Source organism: Pseudomonas sp. S2_C11, assembly GCF_054668395.1.
This window is the reverse complement of record NZ_CP162765.1, coordinates 738748-754662: the sequence shown is the minus strand read 5'-3', so window position 1 is coordinate 754662 and position 15915 is coordinate 738748. Positions and strand designations below refer to the sequence as shown.

The window sequence follows — 15915 nt, the reverse complement described above, 5'->3', positions numbered from 1 at the left end:
CTATTTGCTGGCATTCACGCCAAGATCTACCTCGAATCGGCAGCCATTGGGGTCCATCGTGCTCAAGCTGACCGTCCAGCCCTGGTTTTCGCAGATACGCTGCACCAGCGACAAACCCAGGCCCAGCCCTTCGCCACGCTTCTCGCTGCCGCGCACAAAGGGCTCGAACATCGCCTCGCGTTTTTCCTCGGGAATGCCCACGCCCGAATCCTCAACGACGAAACCGTTGGCGGTGAGCGTCAGGCGAATGAAACCCTGTTCGGTGTAATGCAGTGCGTTACGCAAAAGGTTACCCATCACCGCGTTCAGCAAGGTCGCGTTGTAGCGAGTATCCGCTGGTGTGCCCGGCTCGAATATCAGTGTCAGCCCCTTGCGCTCGATCGGCTCACGCCACAGGCACAGCAGGCTCTCGGCCACTTGTGTGAGGTTCTGCTGGGGCGCCGCTGCGGCCTCTTCGTTCTGCGTGCGCGCCAGCATCAGGAAGGTCTGTACCAGTTCGCGCATCTCCTCGCTGGCCCGGGCAATGCGCTCGACCTGGGCGCGACCGCGCTGATCGATTCCGGGGTTTTCCAGCAGCAGTTCGCAGGAACTGGCCAGGACCATCAGCGGCGTGCGCAATTCATGGCTGACGTCGCTGGTGAACAGACGCTCGCGGGTCAGTGCCTGACGCAAGCGCCCCAGGGTGGCATCGAACGCCACCGCCAGTTCACCGACTTCATCCGCCGCGTAGTCCGGCGCCAAGGGTGGCGCCAGCCCGAGCAGCTGGTCGCGATGACGGACCTGCCGCGCCAGGCGCACCACCGGCGCCATCACCTTGCGCGCGAGCACCCAGCCAAGAAACACCGCCAGCGCCAGACTGAGCACGAAGCCCACCAGCACCACCGCAAACAGCACGCGCTCGCGCTCTTCGAAATCGCTCTGGTCCTGCAGCAAGACATAACGCCGACCATCCACCACTTCGACCATGGCGTGATAGGACAGCTGCTCGCGAAAGACCTCATGGAAACCGGCATCGAGGTGACGCAGATCCTTGGGCAGGTCGAAATCCCCAGGCCCGCCACTGAAATAGAACAACTGATCCGGCTCGGGCCGATGGCTCCAGTCGGAGACATTGTCCATCAGCAGCAAACGTTGCAGGTCGCCGCCCAATCCCGCCGAAATCAGTTTCTCTTCCACCAGGTGCACCGTCGCAACGATGCCCATGGCGAAAGCGCCGGCGACCAGTGCGCTCATCAGCGCAAAGGCGATGATGATCCGCTGGGAAAGACTCTGCTTAAACTCCATCTCGCCCCTCGGCCAAGCGATAACCGACACCGTGCACGGTGTGCAGCAGTGGCTTGGCGAATGGCTTGTCGATCACCTGCCGCAATTGGTGGACATGGCTGCGCAGGCTGTCGCTGTCCGGGCAGTCATCGCCCCAAAGCGCTTCTTCGAGAATCTCCCGACGCAGCACGTGCGGGCTCTTCTGCATCAACACCGCGAGCAGCTTGAGACCCACCGGGTTGAGTTTGAGCAGCTTGCCTTCGCGGGTCACTTCCAGGGTGTCGAGGTCGTAGCTCAGGTCACCGACCTGCAACGCCCGGCGACCGCCGCCCTGAGCACGGCGCATCACCGCTTCGACGCGGGCCGCTAGCTCGGACAGCGCAAACGGTTTGATCAGGTAATCGTCGGCGCCGGACTTGAAGCCTTGCAGCCGGTCGTCGAGTTGATCACGGGCGGTCAGCATGATCACCGGCGTGTCACGCCGGGCGTCTTCGCGCAGGCGTTTGCACAAGGTGTAGCCGTCGATGCCGGGCAGCATGATGTCAAGCACGATCAGATCGTAATGCTCGGTCGCCGCCAGATGCAGACCGGACAAGCCGTCTTGTGCGCAATCGACGGTATAGCCCTTGAGGCCCAGGTAATCGGCCAGATTGGCCAGGATGTCACGGTTGTCTTCGACCAGCAGAATTCGCATGGACATCTCCTCCGAACGGGGTAACGGCCGTCTTGGCCCGCGCAGCTTACGGCCAAGTGTGGCTCAGGGCTAGGGGCGTTTTTCGATAAACCTGCACTGCGCGCGCTCCGACGTTTTTTTCACTTTCGGTTAACAAATCGCCGACGCCAGCGCGCGCAGACTCCGCGCGATTACGCTCTCTCCTCCGTTCATCGACCAAGGAACCTGCCATGGTGTCGACCTCTGCCCTTCGCGCTGCAAGACCGCTCAACTGGTGGTTGTGTCTGGGCATTCCCGCAGCGGCGGCGATCATTCTGCTGTTGCTCGAACTGACCGATCTGGACATGGTTCTGGCGCAAATGTTCTACGACCCGGTCGCGGGGGATTTCATCGGGCGGCACAGCTATGTGCTTGAAGACATCCTGCATGACCGGGCAAAACAGCTGGTGATCGGCTTCTCGGTGTTTGCCATTCTGGGTTTCATCGGTGCGTTTTTCATCGAACGGCTGAAACCGTTCAAGCGTGAATTGGGCTGTCTGGTGCTGTCGCTGGGGCTGGCGACTTCATTTGTCACTCCGGTCAAAGCCGTCACCGCTGTGCAGTGCCCATGGAGCCTGGAGCAATTCGGCGGTCACGAGACCTACAGCAAACTCATGGAACATCGCCCCGCCACGGACAAGCCGGGACGTTGCTGGCCGGGTGGCCATGCGGCGACCGGGTTCACCCTGTTTGCACTGTTCTTCGTGCTGCGCGACCGCCGTCCACGACTGGCGCGGCAGGCGTTTGTGTTCGCCTTTGCGCTGGGTTCGGTGTTCTCGATCAGTCGCATGATGCAAGGCGCGCACTTCTTTTCGCACAACGTGTGGACGGCGATTTTCTGCTGGCTGATTTGCCTGGGGGCTTATTACTGGGTGCTGTATCGCCCGGCTGGCAAGACTTCGACGGCGATGAACACACAGCCGATCAATGCCTGAAATAAAGCACCTGTGGGAGCGAGCCTGCTCGCGAATTGTCGGCTCAACTGGCTTGCATGTCGGATGACAGACCGCTTTCGCGAGCAGGCTCGCTCCCACAGGGGGATACCAGTGAGCTTCGAAATTGGGGTAATAAAAAACCCCGCTGACTTTCGCCAGCGGGGTTTTGCGTTACAGGGCCAGGGCTGGCTTACATCATGCCGCCCATGCCACCCATGCCGCCCATGTCTGGCATACCGCCGCCAGCTGCACCTTCTTTCTTCGGTGCGTCGGCAACCGCTGCTTCGGTGGTCAGGATCAGACCGCCGATCGAGGCTGCAGCTTGCAGAGCCGAACGGGTTACCTTGGTTGGGTCCAGGATGCCCATTTCGATCATGTCGCCGTATTCGCCGGAAGCAGCGTTGTAACCGAAGTTACCTTTGCCGTTCTTCACTTCGTTGACGACTACGCTTGGCTCGTCACCGGAGTTGGCAGCGATCTGACGCAGCGGCGCTTCAACAGCGCGACGCAGCACAGCGATACCGACGTTCTGGTCAGCGTTGTCGCCGGTCAGCTCGGTCAGTGCTTCCAGAGCACGGATCAGTGCCACGCCACCACCAGGTACCACGCCTTCTTCAACGGCTGCGCGGGTTGCGTGCAGGGCGTCTTCAACGCGGGCTTTCTTCTCTTTCATTTCAACTTCGGAACCAGCGCCAACCTTGATCACTGCAACGCCGCCGGACAGCTTGGCCAGACGCTCTTGCAGTTTTTCACGGTCGTAGTCCGAGGAAGTTTCGGCAACCTGGGCGCGGATCTGGGCGATACGGCCTTCGATGTCTGCCTGCACGCCAGCACCGTCAACGATGATGGTGTTTTCCTTGGACAGGGTTACGCGCTTGGCGTTACCCAGGTGCTCCAGGGTGGTGCTTTCCAGGCTCAGACCGATCTCTTCGGAGATAACGGTACCGCCGGTCAGAACAGCGATGTCCTGCAGCATGGACTTGCGACGGTCGCCGAAGCCCGGTGCCTTGACGGCAGCGACTTTGACGATGCCACGCATGTTGTTCACAACCAGAGTCGCCAGGGCTTCGCCTTCAACGTCTTCGGCCACGATCAGCAGCGGACGGCCGGCTTTGGCAACGGCTTCCAGCACTGGCAGCATTTCGCGGATGTTCGAGATCTTCTTGTCGACCAGCAGGATCAGCGGGCCGTCGAGCTCGGCAACCATGGTGTCCGGCTTGTTGACGAAGTATGGCGACAGGTAGCCACGGTCGAACTGCATGCCTTCTACAACCGACAGTTCGTTTTCCAGGCCCGAGCCTTCTTCAACGGTGATCACGCCTTCTTTACCGACTTTTTCCATGGCTTCGGCAATGATGTCGCCGATGGAGTTGTCGGAGTTGGCCGAGATGGTGCCGACCTGAGCGATGGCTTTGAAGTCAGCGCATGGCTTGGACAGGGCTTTGAGCTCTTTGACAATGGCGATGGTCGCCTTGTCGATGCCGCGCTTCAGGTCCATCGGGTTCATGCCGGCAGCGACGGCTTTCAGGCCTTCGTTGACGATCGACTGAGCCAGAACGGTAGCGGTGGTAGTACCGTCACCAGCGTCATCGTTGGCACGGGAGGCAACGTCTTTGACCAGCTGCGCGCCCATGTTTTCGAAGCGGTCATCCAGTTCGATTTCTTTGGCGACGGAAACGCCGTCCTTGGTGATGGTCGGAGCGCCGAAGCTCTTCTCGATAACCACGTTACGGCCTTTCGGGCCCAGGGTCGCTTTTACCGCGTCAGCCAGAACGTTGACGCCTTTGAGCATCTTGGTGCGGGCGGCATCGCCGAACTTAACTTCTTTAGCAGCCATGATCGATATTCCTTAAATACTTTGTAGTAACGGGAAAATGAACGGGAGTATCAGCCTTCGATAACCGCGAGAATTTCGTTCTCGCTCATTACCAGCAGGTCTTCGCCATCGACTTTCACAGTGTTGCTGCCGGAGTAAGGACCGAACACAACCTTGTCGCCTTCCTTCACGGACAGTGCACGCACTTCACCGTTTTCCAGAGCTTTGCCCGGGCCTACAGCGAGAATCACACCGTGGTTGGCTTTTTCAGCAGCCGAACCCGGCAGGACGATACCGCCAGCGGTTTTCTTTTCTTCTTCGCTGCGACGGATGACGACGCGGTCATGCAGAGGACGAAGCTTCATTGTCGATCTCTCCTAATTGTGGTTTTCATCGGCCGGTGTAGTCCCGGCGGGTTTAACGAATCCGGCCTGCGCCGGTTGCGGTCCGTCGAGCGAACCGCGCAAGTCTGTCCGGTTTGAATACCGGAAACCTTTCGGTGACCGATACATAGGGGCGTACAAGCCGATTACAAGGGCTGGCGGAAAAAATTTTTCATCGCCACCCAGTAAAAAAGCGCCATAAACGAGCACGGCACCCGAGGGTGCCGTGTCGATGCTGATATCACTTGTTGTCGCGGTGTTCGAACTCGCCTTCGATCACATTCGGCTCTCGACCGAGCGGCTCGCGCGGGGCCGGGCCGCCACGGGGTTGCAGGTCGTCGGCGAAGGCGCGCTGACGCATGGCCTGATCTTCGGCGCGCTGGCGCATCTTGTTCGCCAGCAGACGACGGGTGACCGGCAACAGCATCACCAGACCGACGACGTCACTGATGAAGCCGGGAATGATCAACAGGCCACCGGCGAGTGCCAGCATCAGGCCTTCGAGCATGGTCTGCGCGGGCAACTCGCCGCGATTCAGGCTTTCCCGGGCACGCAATGCGGTGGCCAGACCGGCGACGCGCAGCACGAACACACCGAACATCGAGCCGAGAATGATCAGCAGCAGGGCCGGGAAGAACCCGATAGAGCCTGCCACTTTGACGAATACGAACAGCTCCAGCACTGGAAACAGCAGAAAGAGCAACAGAAAAGGGCGCATCAAAGTTTCCTCAACGCAAGAAATGCCTTGCAGTAAGCCCTAGATGACGTCGCCCTTGCGTGAATTCAAGCTTAACTTTGCGCTTTTTTCGGCCAGGACTGGGCGTGAGCCAGAGAAACCAAGGCCTCGCGCACTTGTGTCGGCGTATTACATGGCGCCGCGAAGGGCAACCAGTAGACGGCCTGACCGATGCGCAGGTGCATGCCCTCGCTGTCGATGCCGGCCAGTTGCGCCGGCGTGCTGTTGGGCAGCCCGGCCAGCTCGACGTAATGGGCGATGGCTTTGGCATGATCGCTGTTCATGTGCTCGACCATGCTGATTTCAGCCTTGCCGGCGAACGGGTTGGCCAAGGTCAGATCGTCGATCCAGTGGATCGCACCAAAGCCGCCGATGTAGCGATGGCGCACCGGATCGAGCACCCAGAAGTCGAAGTCGTGGGCCTGGTGATAATTCTGCGAGTCGGGGAAATAGCGGTAATAGCGTTCGGCGGCAGCGTCGATGGCTGCCGGTTCTGCGAGCTTCTGCGCTTCGGCCAGATAAGTCAGCCGCCCGACCGCCTGTACATCGTCGGCCTCGCGCTCGCCCACCAGCATCGAACACTTCGGATCTTTCTGCAGGTTATGCGTGTGCTGGGCGATGCGGCTGATCAGGATCAGCGGCCGGCCCTGCTCGTCCAGGCAATACGGCACAACCGAGCCAAAGGGAAAACCCGGCATGGATTTGGAGTGGGTCGACAGCACTCCTCGGTATTCCTTGAGAAGCAATTCTCGGGCATTCTTCGCCACTTCAGCGCTCAATTTGTGACTCCTTAAATGGGTTCCGTCTAGAAAACGGACAGGCGCGCAGCGAAAAGTAACCGGCGCGCATCGGGCAAATGTTCGTGTGCTACCAGGCCTGACCGGTGCCGATCGAGCGTTGCCGACAACAAAAACAACTCAGACCTGCCAGCGGGACATGCGAATGCAACTCAACGACAAAGTAATCATTATCACCGGCGGTTGCCAGGGTTTGGGCCGTTCCATGGCCGAGTATTTCGCCGGCAAGGGCGCGAAGCTGGCCCTGGTCGATCTGAATCAGGAAAAACTCGACGACGCCGTGGCCGCCTGCAAAGCCAAAGGTGTCGAAGCGCGCAGCTACCTGTGCAACGTCGCCAATGAAGAACAGGTCGAGCACATGGTCGCGCAAGTGGCCGCAGACTTCGGCGCCATCCACGGCCTGATCAACAACGCCGGGATTCTGCGCGATGGTCTGCTGTTGAAGGTCAAGGACGGCGAGATGACCAAGATGAGCCTGGCGCAGTGGCAGGCGGTGATCGACGTCAACCTGACCGGCGTGTTTCTCTGCACCCGTGAAGTCGCAGCGAAGATGGTCGAGCTGAAGAACAGCGGCGCGATCATCAATATTTCGTCGATCTCCCGCGCAGGCAATGTCGGCCAGACCAACTATTCCGCAGCCAAGGCCGGCGTCGCAGCGGCGACCGTGACCTGGGCGAAGGAGCTGGCGCGTTACGGCATTCGCGTGGCGGGCATCGCACCGGGCTTCATCGAAACCGAAATGACTTTGGGCATGAAGCCGGAAGCGCTGGAGAAGATGACGTCGGGCATTCCGCTCAAGCGCATGGGCAAGCCTGAGGAGATCGCCCATTCGGCGGCGTATATCTTCGAGAACGACTACTACACCGGGCGGATTCTGGAGATGGATGGCGGGTTGCGAATCTAAAGCAAAATCAAAAGATCGCAGCCTCGCTTCGCTCGTCAGCTCCTACGGTAAATGTGTAGAAGCTGACGAGCGGAGCGAGGCTGCGATCTTTTTGCAGGCGACGCTGATCAATCGTCGCTGATGGTGATATTCGGCATCGCCGGCGTGGCCGCTTCCTGCAAGACAATGCGCGCGCCGACGTGGCGGGCCAGTTCCTGATAGACCATGGCGATCTGGCTGTCCGGCTCGGCGATTACGGTTGGCTTGCCGCCATCGGCCTGTTCGCGGATCAGCATCGACAGCGGCAGCGAGGCCAGCAATTCGACGCCGTACTGGGTGGCCAGTTTCTCGCCACCACCTTCACCGAACAGATGCTCGGCATGCCCGCAGTTCGAGCAGATGTGCACCGCCATGTTTTCCACCACGCCCAGCACCGGAATGTTGACCTTGCGGAACATTTCCACGCCTTTGCGTGCGTCGAGCAGTGCCAGATCCTGCGGCGTGGTGACGATCACCGCACCCGCCACCGGGACTTTCTGCGCCAGAGTCAGTTGAATGTCGCCGGTGCCTGGTGGCATGTCGATGACCAGATAATCCAGATCGCCCCACGCGGTTTGCGTAACCAGTTGCAGCAGCGCCCCGGAAACCATCGGCCCGCGCCAGACCATCGGCGTGTTGTCGTCGGTCAGGAAGGCCATCGACATGACTTCCACGCCGTGGGCCTTGAGCGGCACAAACCACTTCTGATCCTTGACCTCAGGACGGGTGCGCTCGGGAATGCCGAACATGATGCCCTGGCTCGGGCCGTAGATATCGGCGTCGAGGATGCCGACTTTGGCGCCTTCGCGCGCCAGCGCCAGCGCGAGATTGGCAGCGGTGGTGGATTTGCCCACGCCGCCCTTGCCGGAAGCGACGGCGACGACGTTCTTGACGTTGGCCAGCCCGGGAATCTGCGCCTGGGCCTTGTGCGCGGCGATCACGCTGGTGACCTCGACGCGAGCGATGACCACGCCGTCGAGGTTTTCGATGGCCAGTTGCAGCAATTGCGCCCAACCGCTCTTGAACAGTCCCGCGGCGTAGCCGATTTCCAGCTGCACATTGACGCGGTCACCGATGATCTCGATGTTTTTCACGCAACCGGCGCTGACCGGGTCCTGGTTCAGGTAAGGGTCGGTGTATTGGCTGAGGACGGCTTCCACCGCTGCGCGAGTGACGGCGCTCATGGGCAACTCCGATAACAAGACTGGAAAGAATGGCGGCTATCGTACGCTGGACACCGATTTGAGGCGAACAGATTACTTGCGCTGAAAAGCCACCGTGGTGAGGGGATTTATCCCCGTTCGGCTGCGCAGCAGTCGTAAAGCCATTGCACTCGGACTATCTGATACATCGAAGTTTGCGGTTTTCGGGCGGCTTCGCCACCCAGCGGGGATAAATCCCCTCGCCACAAGAACACTCAAAGTACCCAGTGGCGCAGGGGTGAAAAATATGCGCCGGCGCTTTATAGTGGCCGACCTCCGTTTCATCAAGTAGCGAAGCCCCATGTCCGAGCCACGCAAGATCCTCGTCACCAGCGCCCTGCCCTACGCCAATGGTTCGATTCACCTTGGCCACATGCTGGAATACATCCAGACCGATATGTGGGTGCGCTTCCAGAAGCATCGCGGCAACCAATGCATTTATGTCTGCGCCGACGACGCCCACGGTTCGGCGATCATGCTGCGCGCGGAAAAGGAAGGCATCACCCCGGAACAACTGATCGCCAACGTGCAGGCTGAACACAGCGCCGACTTTGCCGACTTCCTTGTCGATTTCGACAATTTCCACTCCACTCACGCCGAAGAAAACCGTGAGCTGTCGAGCCAGATCTACCTCAAGCTGCGTGACGCCGGGCATATCGCCCAGCGCTCGATCACCCAGTATTTCGACCCGGAAAAGAAAATGTTCCTGGCCGACCGCTTCATCAAGGGCACCTGCCCGAAATGCGGCACTGAAGACCAGTACGGTGACAACTGCGAAAAATGCGGTGCGACCTACGCGCCGACCGATCTGAAGGATCCGAAGTCGGCCATCTCCGGCGCCACCCCGGTGCTCAAGGATTCCCAGCACTTCTTCTTCAAGCTGCCGGATTTCCAGGAAATGCTTCAGGCCTGGACCCGCAGCGGCACCCTGCAGGACGCCGTGGCCAACAAGATCGCCGAATGGCTGGATGCCGGCCTGCAGCAGTGGGACATTTCCCGCGATGCGCCGTACTTCGGCTTCGAGATCCCGGGCGAGCCGGGCAAGTATTTCTACGTCTGGCTGGATGCGCCGATCGGTTACATGGCCAGCTTCAAGAACCTCTGCAACCGTACGCCGGAGCTGGACTTCGACGCGTTCTGGGGCAAGGACTCGACCGCCGAGCTGTATCACTTCATCGGCAAGGACATCGTCAATTTCCACGCGCTGTTCTGGCCAGCCATGCTCGAAGGCGCCGGCTACCGCAAGCCGACCGGCATCAACGTGCACGGCTACCTGACCGTCAACGGCCAGAAAATGTCCAAGTCGCGCGGCACCTTCATCAAGGCCCGCACTTATCTGGATCATCTGTCGCCGGAATACCTGCGCTACTACTACGCGGCCAAGCTTGGCCGTGGCGTCGACGACCTCGACCTGAACCTCGAAGACTTCGTGCAGAAGGTCAACTCCGACCTGGTCGGCAAAGTGGTCAACATCGCCAGCCGTTGCGCCGGGTTTATCCACAAGGGCAACGGCGGCCTGCTGGTCGACAACAATGCCGCGCCGGAGCTGACCGAGGCTTTCCTCGCCGCCGCGCCGAGCATTGCCGACGCCTACGAGGCCCGCGACTTCGCCCGCGCCATGCGTGAAACCATGGCCCTGGCTGACCGTGCCAACGCCTGGATCGCCGACAAGGCGCCGTGGTCGTTGAACAAGCAGGAAGGCAAGCAGGATGAAGTCCAGGCGATCTGCGCCACCGGCATCAACCTGTTCCGCCAGTTGGTGATCTTCCTCAAACCGGTACTGCCGCTGCTGGCCGCAGATGCCGAGGCGTTCCTCAACGTCGCGCCGCTGACCTGGAATGACCACACCACCCTGCTGGCTAATCACCAGCTCAACGAATTCAAACCGTTGATGACCCGCATCGACCCGGTAAAAGTGCAAGCCATGACCGACGCCTCCAAGGAAGACCTGACCGCCAGCCAGACCGACACCGGCGAAGCCAAGCCTGCGGGCAACGGCGAACTGGCCAAGGATCCGCTGTCGCCGGAAATCGATTTCGACGCCTTTGCCGCCATCGATTTGCGCGTCGCTTTGATCGTCAAGGCCGAACACGTCGAAGGCGCCGACAAACTGCTGCGCCTGACCCTCGACATCGGTGACGAGCAACGCAACGTGTTCTCCGGGATCAAGAGCGCCTACCCGGACCCGTCCAAGCTCGACGGTCGCCTGACCATGATGATCGCCAACCTCAAGCCACGGAAAATGAAGTTCGGTATTTCCGAAGGCATGGTGATGGCAGCCGGTCCCGGCGGCGAAGAGATCTACCTGCTGAGCCCGGACAGCGGCGCCAAGCCGGGTCAGCGCATCAAGTAAGACGTTGCCGCAAAACGATCCCACCGACGTGCTCTGCATGCCGGTGGGATTTTTCATATCTGGCCCGATAGTGCCTACCCTTAAGAGACACCCGCCCGTTTCGCTGGCAGAACCATGACCGAACTCGTGTTAACGCTGATCAGTGCTGCGCTGCTCAACAACTTCGTGTTGCACTGGCCGCTGGGCGTCGCTCCGCTGCTGGCGGGCAGCCGACGCCAGGTCCATGCGCTGGGGTTGGCGACGTTGTGCCTGATGGTGGTGGTCGGCGTTATCGGTCAGGCGATCTGGCAGTGGATATTGGTGCCGTTGCAGCTTGAAGCGCTGCGCCTGTTCGTGTTTCTGCCATTGAGTGTGTTGTTGATCGCGCCGCTGCTGAAACTGCTGGCGCGCGGCCTGCCCGATTGGCCGTTCGCTGGATTGTGGCCGCTGCTGCTGGGCAATGCCGGGGTACTCGGGCTGGCCTTGATCAATGCGCAAAACGATCATGGCCTGCTGCACGCGACAGCTTTGAGTTTGGGTGCAGGGCTGGGTTTCTGGCTGGTGCTGAGTGTGTTCTGCGACCTGCGCGAGCGCACGGTCGACAACGATATTCCCCTGCCCTTTCGCGGCCTGCCGATCGATCTGATCAGCGCCGGACTGGTCGCAGTGATTTTTCTCGGATTCAGTGGATTGATCAAAACATGAGTCTGATTCAACGCATCGATGCCCTGCTGCCGCAGACCCAATGCGGCAAGTGCGGCCATCCCGGATGCAAACCCTATGCGCAAGGCATTGTTGACGGTGAGCCGATCAACAAGTGCCCGCCGGGCGGCGAGGAGACTATCGCCGCCCTGGCCGAGCTGTTGAAAATACCGGTCCTGGAACTGGACATCAGCCGTGGCCCGGCACCGCCGCAAATCGCCTTTATCCGCGAGGCCGAATGCATCGGCTGCACCAAGTGCATTCAGGCCTGCCCGGTCGACGCCATCGTCGGCGCGGCAAAACTCATGCACACGGTGCTGATCGACGAGTGCACCGGTTGTGATCTGTGCGTTGCGCCGTGCCCGGTCGACTGCATAGAAATGCATCCTTTGCCTGCGCACACGATACCAGTGGTTGGCGGTCTCGCATTCGATCTCGAAGAACAGCGCGCCCGCGCTGAAAAGCGTGACCATGCGCGCCAGCGTTTCGAGCGCCGCAACCAGCGCTTGCTGCATGAAGAACAGCAAAAGCAGGCTGAACGTGAAGCGCGAGCCGCGCGTGCGGCACAACCGCAAGTATCGACCGCCGACCCGGTGCAGGCTGCGCTGGAGCGGGTGCGTGCACAAAAAGCCGCGAACGCTGATGCGGCGCTGAAGAAGGCCAAGGTCGATGTGGCGATGAGTCGAGCGCAACTGCACAAATCGCTGAAAGCCTTCGGTCACCCGCCGACGTTCGAGCAGCAGTCGCAATTGATCGTCCTGCAGCAACAATTCGAAGCCGCCGAGCAGGCGCTGGCGAATCTGGAAAGCAGCCAAACGGTGATTCCCGCCGTTCCCGCAACTACCAACGACGCCGAACTGAAGCGAGCCAAGATCCAGTTGGCCATGCGCCGCGCCGAGTTGAAAAAGGCTCAGGCAGCGGAGGCTGCGCCGGAGCAGATCGCAGCACTGGAGCAAGCCGTGAGTGACGCCGAGCGCCGGGTGCAAGACCATGCCGCCCCTTGAGCCAGTGGACGATCGCCTGCAACAGGCGATGAACACCGTGCTGCTGGCCGCTGTGCCGGGTCTGCTCGCTTTATTCTGGCTGTATGGCTGGGGCGTGTTGATCAACCTTTCCCTGGCGGTTGTCAGTGCTTTGCTCGTCGAAGCGGGCGTCGCCTGTCTGCGTCGGCAAGCGGTGCAAGCGGCAATGCTTGATGGCAGCGCGCTGGTCAGTGCGATGTTGCTGACCGCCGCGCTGCCGGCTTATTGCCCTTGGTGGCTGACGGTCATTGCGACCGCTTCAGGTCTGTTGTTCGGCAAACATCTGTATGGCGGCGTCGGCAAAAACCCGTTCAACCCGGCGATGCTTGGCTTTGTCCTGAGCATGGTGCTGTTCCCGCAAGCGATGACCCATTGGCCCGCTCATGGCCTGGATTCTCTTGCGGCGCTGCAACAGGTTTTCAGTCCAGCGCAGGCGCCGGACGCTTGGGTGCAAGCCACGGCACTCGACAGTTTGCGCATCAATAAAAGCCTGACCATGCAGGAGCTGTTCGCCAGCAACCCGGCCTTCGGCCGTTTCGGCGGGCGCGGTGTGGAATGGGTGAATCTGGCGTTTCTGCTCGGCGGCCTGTGGCTGTTGCAGCGGCGGATCTTTTCCTGGCACGCACCGCTGGGGATGCTCGCCAGTCTGTTCGTCATCAGCCTGTTGTGCTGGAACGGCTCGGGGTCGGATTCCCATGGTTCGCCGCTGTTTCACCTGCTCAGCGGCGCGACCATGCTCGGTGCATTTTTTATTGTGACCGAGCCGGTGTCCGGCGCGAAAAGCGCCCTTGCCCGCCTGCTGTTCGGTGTTGGCGTCGGCCTGCTGACTTATCTGATTCGCACGTGGGGTGGTTACCCGGACGGCGTCGCGTTTGCGGTATTGCTGATGAATCTTCTGGTGCCGGCACTCGAACGCTTCGCCCTCAGCCGCCAGTCGAAGGTGAACGCGTGAATCGCTCAGCGAGTGTCGCGACGGTGGTGCTGCTGGCACTCGTTGGCGTGAGTGCGACATACGTGTTGCAGCGCAGCAGTGCACCGCAGATTGCCAGCGAGCAGCGCTTGCTCGACAGCCGCAAATTGCTTGATGTCATGCCTGCCGCGCTCTACGACAATCAGCCGCTGGAGCAACCGCTGACGCTCGCCGAGCCTGCTTTGCGCCATAGCACGCTGTCGGGCGGCTATCGAGCGACCCGCTCCGGTCAGACAGTTGCGGTGCTGTTGCGCAGTTGCAGTGAAGGCTACGCAGGTACTCTGGAACTGCTGATTGCCATTGATGCTAATGGCAAACTTTTAGGCGTGAAAACCCTTGAGCAGCGCGAAACGCCAGGATTGGGTGGTCACATCGGTGCATGGCCGAATGCCTGGCTTCAGGCCTTCGTCGGCAAATCCCGTACTGAGCCGACAGACGCCGGTTGGGCGCTGAAAAAGGATCAGGGGCAGTTCGATCAGATCGCTGGCGCGACCATTACCTCCCGTGCCGCCATTGACGCAATTCATGACGCACTGCGTTATTTCGACGAGCATCGGGCGCTGCTGTTGGGGACTGGGCCATGAAGCACACGGTGAATTTATTGATGCTGGTGCCCCTACTGGGCGCCACACCAACATTCAGCGCTGCACTGGGGATAACCTTGATGCTCAGCGCGGTACTCGGTGTATTTGCCGTCTGCATGTCGCCGCTGCGCGAGCGCCTCACGGGCACCCGTGCATTGCTCGCCAGCCTGATAATCGCCGCGACGTTGACCAGTTGCGCGGATATTGTGGCGCAACGCTGGTTTTTGCCATGGCAGCAGACGTCTGAGCTCTACATAGGGCTGATCGCCTTGCACTGCGTCGTGTTTGAATACCACGGTGCCTTCCGCGAGCCCGTCGCTGTCAGCTTCAAACGCTGCGCAATGTTCGGCTCGCTCATGCTGGTAGTCGGCGGGCTGCGCGAGATTATCGGTTATGGCAGCCTTGGCCGAGGCCTTTCGGAGCATTGGCCAGGTCTGGTTTTGTTCCCCGAAGGACTGCGTCTGATTACGCTGGTTCCCGGCGCTTTGGTTTTACTGGGCCTGCTTCTCGCCGCCCGTCAGGCGTGGACACGCCGCAACTCTGTCATCAAGGAAACGCATCGCCCATGAATGCTGCAAAACGTCTTGAGATATTTCGCCGACTGCACGAAGACAATCCCGAGCCGAAAACCGAACTGGCCTACTCTTCGCCGTTCGAGCTGCTGATTGCGGTGATTCTTTCGGCGCAGTCCACCGATGTCGGCGTCAACAAGGCGACTGCCAAACTCTTTCCCGTCGCCAATACACCCGCCGCGATTCATGCGCTGGGTGTCGAGGGGCTGTCCGAGTACATCAAGACCATTGGCCTCTACAACAGCAAGGCGAAAAACGTCATTGAAACCTGCCGTTTGCTGGTTGAGCGTCATGGCGGTGAAGTCCCGCAAACCCGGGAAGAACTGGAAGCCTTGCCGGGCGTCGGGCGCAAGACCGCCAACGTGGTGCTCAACACCGCTTTCCGCCAATTGACCATGGCGGTCGACACGCACATTTTTCGCGTCAGCAATCGCACCGGCATCGCGCCGGGGAAAAATGTGGTGGAAGTAGAAATGAAGTTGATGAAGTTTGTACCGAAAGAATTCCTGCTCGACTCTCATCACTGGCTGATTTTGCACGGTCGTTATGTTTGCCTGGCGCGTAAACCGCGCTGCGGCAGCTGCCGCATCGAAGATCTATGCGAATACAAACATAAAACTTCTGACGATTGAGCGGTCATCGGTTTTTCGCATCCATCGATTGAAAAAATCTTTTTTACCCGCCGCAGTAATGTCGATATAAGGAGCGCCAAAGGCAGTCTTAGCCGGGAGTTGACTTCATGAGTACCGACACAGAGCAACTGGATGTAGAAGAGGATCTTATTGCCACCGACGCCGATGAGGTCGAACCGGTGGTTGAAGTGGCCAAGACCAACCTTAGCAAGCGTCGCACAATCGACAACCTGCTTGAGGAGCGCCGACTGCAAAGGCAATTGGCCGACTACGATTATGATCTGTGATATCTGAAGGCCTCCCTAGACGGAGGCTTTTCATTTTCTGCGACAACC

The 15915-nt window shown here is 60.1% G+C and carries 17 protein-coding genes; 10 read left to right on the top strand and 7 right to left on the bottom strand.

Annotated features, from left to right (window positions below; translation table 11 throughout):
* Nucleotides 1-1284 (bottom strand): sensor histidine kinase, encoded by a 1284-nt coding sequence (locus AB4N48_RS03595; protein WP_041479854.1) that lies wholly within the window; start codon nucleotides 1282-1284, stop codon nucleotides 1-3.
* A complete protein-coding gene (colR, locus tag AB4N48_RS03590; RefSeq protein ID WP_041479855.1) occupies nucleotides 1274-1957 on the bottom strand; it encodes a two-component system response regulator ColR in 684 nt (227 codons plus the stop codon). Before colR ends, AB4N48_RS03595 begins: the two co-directional genes overlap by 11 nt.
* 209 nt (nucleotides 1958-2166) lie before the next feature.
* Between colR and AB4N48_RS03585 the strand changes: the two genes are divergently transcribed.
* A complete protein-coding gene (locus AB4N48_RS03585) occupies nucleotides 2167-2910 on the top strand; it encodes a phosphatase PAP2 family protein (RefSeq protein ID WP_460094812.1) in 744 nt (247 codons plus the stop codon).
* A gap of 190 nt (nucleotides 2911-3100) precedes the next feature.
* Here AB4N48_RS03585 and groL read toward each other — a convergent pair whose 3' ends face one another.
* The 4 genes from groL to AB4N48_RS03565 form a co-directional block, all read right to left on the bottom strand.
* On the bottom strand, nucleotides 3101-4747 hold the full coding sequence (gene groL / locus AB4N48_RS03580; RefSeq protein ID WP_460094811.1) for a chaperonin GroEL: 1647 nt from the start codon (nucleotides 4745-4747) through the stop codon (nucleotides 3101-3103).
* A 50-nt stretch (nucleotides 4748-4797) separates the two neighbouring features.
* Nucleotides 4798-5091 carry a co-chaperone GroES gene (locus AB4N48_RS03575; protein WP_007916610.1) on the bottom strand — a complete coding sequence of 98 codons (294 nt, stop codon included), beginning with the start codon at nucleotides 5089-5091 and terminating at the stop codon, nucleotides 4798-4800.
* A 259-nt stretch (nucleotides 5092-5350) separates the two neighbouring features.
* On the bottom strand, nucleotides 5351-5827 hold the full coding sequence (locus tag AB4N48_RS03570) for an FxsA family protein (RefSeq protein ID WP_016773418.1): 477 nt from the start codon (nucleotides 5825-5827) through the stop codon (nucleotides 5351-5353).
* Nucleotides 5828-5898: 71 nt separating this feature from the next.
* Nucleotides 5899-6624, bottom strand: coding sequence for a HugZ family pyridoxamine 5'-phosphate oxidase (locus AB4N48_RS03565; RefSeq protein WP_041479857.1), 726 nt, complete (start codon nucleotides 6622-6624; stop codon nucleotides 5899-5901).
* 163 nt (nucleotides 6625-6787) lie between these two features.
* Between AB4N48_RS03565 and AB4N48_RS03560 the strand changes: the two genes are divergently transcribed.
* Complete coding sequence (locus AB4N48_RS03560) at nucleotides 6788-7546, top strand: SDR family oxidoreductase (protein ID WP_053123391.1); 759 nt, start codon at nucleotides 6788-6790, stop codon at nucleotides 7544-7546.
* A 107-nt stretch (nucleotides 7547-7653) separates the two neighbouring features.
* Here AB4N48_RS03560 and apbC read toward each other — a convergent pair whose 3' ends face one another.
* Complete coding sequence (gene apbC / locus AB4N48_RS03555; RefSeq protein WP_024014150.1) at nucleotides 7654-8748, bottom strand: iron-sulfur cluster carrier protein ApbC; 1095 nt, start codon at nucleotides 8746-8748, stop codon at nucleotides 7654-7656.
* A 319-nt stretch (nucleotides 8749-9067) separates the two neighbouring features.
* Here apbC and metG point away from each other — a divergent pair, with 319 nt between their 5' ends.
* The 8 genes from metG to AB4N48_RS03515 all read left to right on the top strand — a co-directional run bounded on the left by metG (nucleotide 9068) and on the right by AB4N48_RS03515 (nucleotide 15867).
* Entirely contained in the window at nucleotides 9068-11119 is a 2052-nt protein-coding gene (gene metG, locus AB4N48_RS03550) for a methionine--tRNA ligase (protein WP_095181794.1), read from the top strand.
* A 114-nt stretch (nucleotides 11120-11233) separates the two neighbouring features.
* Nucleotides 11234-11803: an Rnf-Nqr domain containing protein gene (locus tag AB4N48_RS03545; protein ID WP_150637387.1), complete on the top strand. Its 570-nt coding sequence runs from the start codon at nucleotides 11234-11236 to the stop codon at nucleotides 11801-11803.
* Entirely contained in the window at nucleotides 11800-12804 is a 1005-nt protein-coding gene (gene rsxB / locus AB4N48_RS03540) for an electron transport complex subunit RsxB (protein WP_460094809.1), read from the top strand. The genes AB4N48_RS03545 and rsxB overlap by 4 nt, the downstream gene beginning before the upstream one ends.
* Nucleotides 12791-13774: an RnfABCDGE type electron transport complex subunit D gene (locus AB4N48_RS03535; protein WP_460094808.1), complete on the top strand. Its 984-nt coding sequence runs from the start codon at nucleotides 12791-12793 to the stop codon at nucleotides 13772-13774. Before rsxB ends, AB4N48_RS03535 begins: the two co-directional genes overlap by 14 nt.
* Entirely contained in the window at nucleotides 13771-14376 is a 606-nt protein-coding gene (locus AB4N48_RS03530) for an RnfABCDGE type electron transport complex subunit G (protein WP_460094807.1), read from the top strand. The genes AB4N48_RS03535 and AB4N48_RS03530 overlap by 4 nt, the downstream gene beginning before the upstream one ends.
* The gene (locus tag AB4N48_RS03525) at nucleotides 14373-14945 is read left to right on the top strand and encodes an Rnf-Nqr domain containing protein (RefSeq protein ID WP_460094805.1); all 573 of its coding nucleotides are present in this window, start codon (nucleotides 14373-14375) and stop codon (nucleotides 14943-14945) included. Before AB4N48_RS03530 ends, AB4N48_RS03525 begins: the two co-directional genes overlap by 4 nt.
* Nucleotides 14942-15580, top strand: a complete 639-nt coding sequence (gene nth, locus AB4N48_RS03520) for an endonuclease III (RefSeq protein WP_016773410.1) — start codon at nucleotides 14942-14944, stop codon at nucleotides 15578-15580. Before AB4N48_RS03525 ends, nth begins: the two co-directional genes overlap by 4 nt.
* A 107-nt stretch (nucleotides 15581-15687) precedes the next feature.
* Nucleotides 15688-15867, top strand: coding sequence for a PA3496 family putative envelope integrity protein (locus AB4N48_RS03515; protein WP_041479865.1), 180 nt, complete (start codon nucleotides 15688-15690; stop codon nucleotides 15865-15867).
* Nucleotides 15868-15915: the final 48 nt, after the last annotated feature.

What these genes read in the sequence shown, in the direction of transcription:
- AB4N48_RS03595 (WP_041479854.1), bottom strand. Translation starts at nt 1,284, where the DNA reads ATGGAGTTTAAGCAGAGTCTTTCCCAGCGGATCATCATCGCCTTTGCG.
- colR (WP_041479855.1), bottom strand. Translation starts at nt 1,957, where the DNA reads ATGCGAATTCTGCTGGTCGAAGACAACCGTGACATCCTGGCCAATCTG.
- AB4N48_RS03585 (WP_460094812.1), top strand. Translation starts at nt 2,167, where the DNA reads ATGGTGTCGACCTCTGCCCTTCGCGCTGCAAGACCGCTCAACTGGTGG.
- groL (WP_460094811.1), bottom strand. Translation starts at nt 4,747, where the DNA reads ATGGCTGCTAAAGAAGTTAAGTTCGGCGATGCCGCCCGCACCAAGATG.
- AB4N48_RS03575 (WP_007916610.1), bottom strand. Translation starts at nt 5,091, where the DNA reads ATGAAGCTTCGTCCTCTGCATGACCGCGTCGTCATCCGTCGCAGCGAA.
- AB4N48_RS03570 (WP_016773418.1), bottom strand. Translation starts at nt 5,827, where the DNA reads ATGCGCCCTTTTCTGTTGCTCTTTCTGCTGTTTCCAGTGCTGGAGCTG.
- AB4N48_RS03560 (WP_053123391.1), top strand. Translation starts at nt 6,788, where the DNA reads ATGCAACTCAACGACAAAGTAATCATTATCACCGGCGGTTGCCAGGGT.
- apbC (WP_024014150.1), bottom strand. Translation starts at nt 8,748, where the DNA reads ATGAGCGCCGTCACTCGCGCAGCGGTGGAAGCCGTCCTCAGCCAATAC.
- metG (WP_095181794.1), top strand. Translation starts at nt 9,068, where the DNA reads ATGTCCGAGCCACGCAAGATCCTCGTCACCAGCGCCCTGCCCTACGCC.
- AB4N48_RS03545 (WP_150637387.1), top strand. Translation starts at nt 11,234, where the DNA reads ATGACCGAACTCGTGTTAACGCTGATCAGTGCTGCGCTGCTCAACAAC.
- rsxB (WP_460094809.1), top strand. Translation starts at nt 11,800, where the DNA reads ATGAGTCTGATTCAACGCATCGATGCCCTGCTGCCGCAGACCCAATGC.
- AB4N48_RS03535 (WP_460094808.1), top strand. Translation starts at nt 12,791, where the DNA reads ATGCCGCCCCTTGAGCCAGTGGACGATCGCCTGCAACAGGCGATGAAC.
- AB4N48_RS03525 (WP_460094805.1), top strand. Translation starts at nt 14,373, where the DNA reads ATGAAGCACACGGTGAATTTATTGATGCTGGTGCCCCTACTGGGCGCC.
- nth (WP_016773410.1), top strand. Translation starts at nt 14,942, where the DNA reads ATGAATGCTGCAAAACGTCTTGAGATATTTCGCCGACTGCACGAAGAC.
- AB4N48_RS03515 (WP_041479865.1), top strand. Translation starts at nt 15,688, where the DNA reads ATGAGTACCGACACAGAGCAACTGGATGTAGAAGAGGATCTTATTGCC.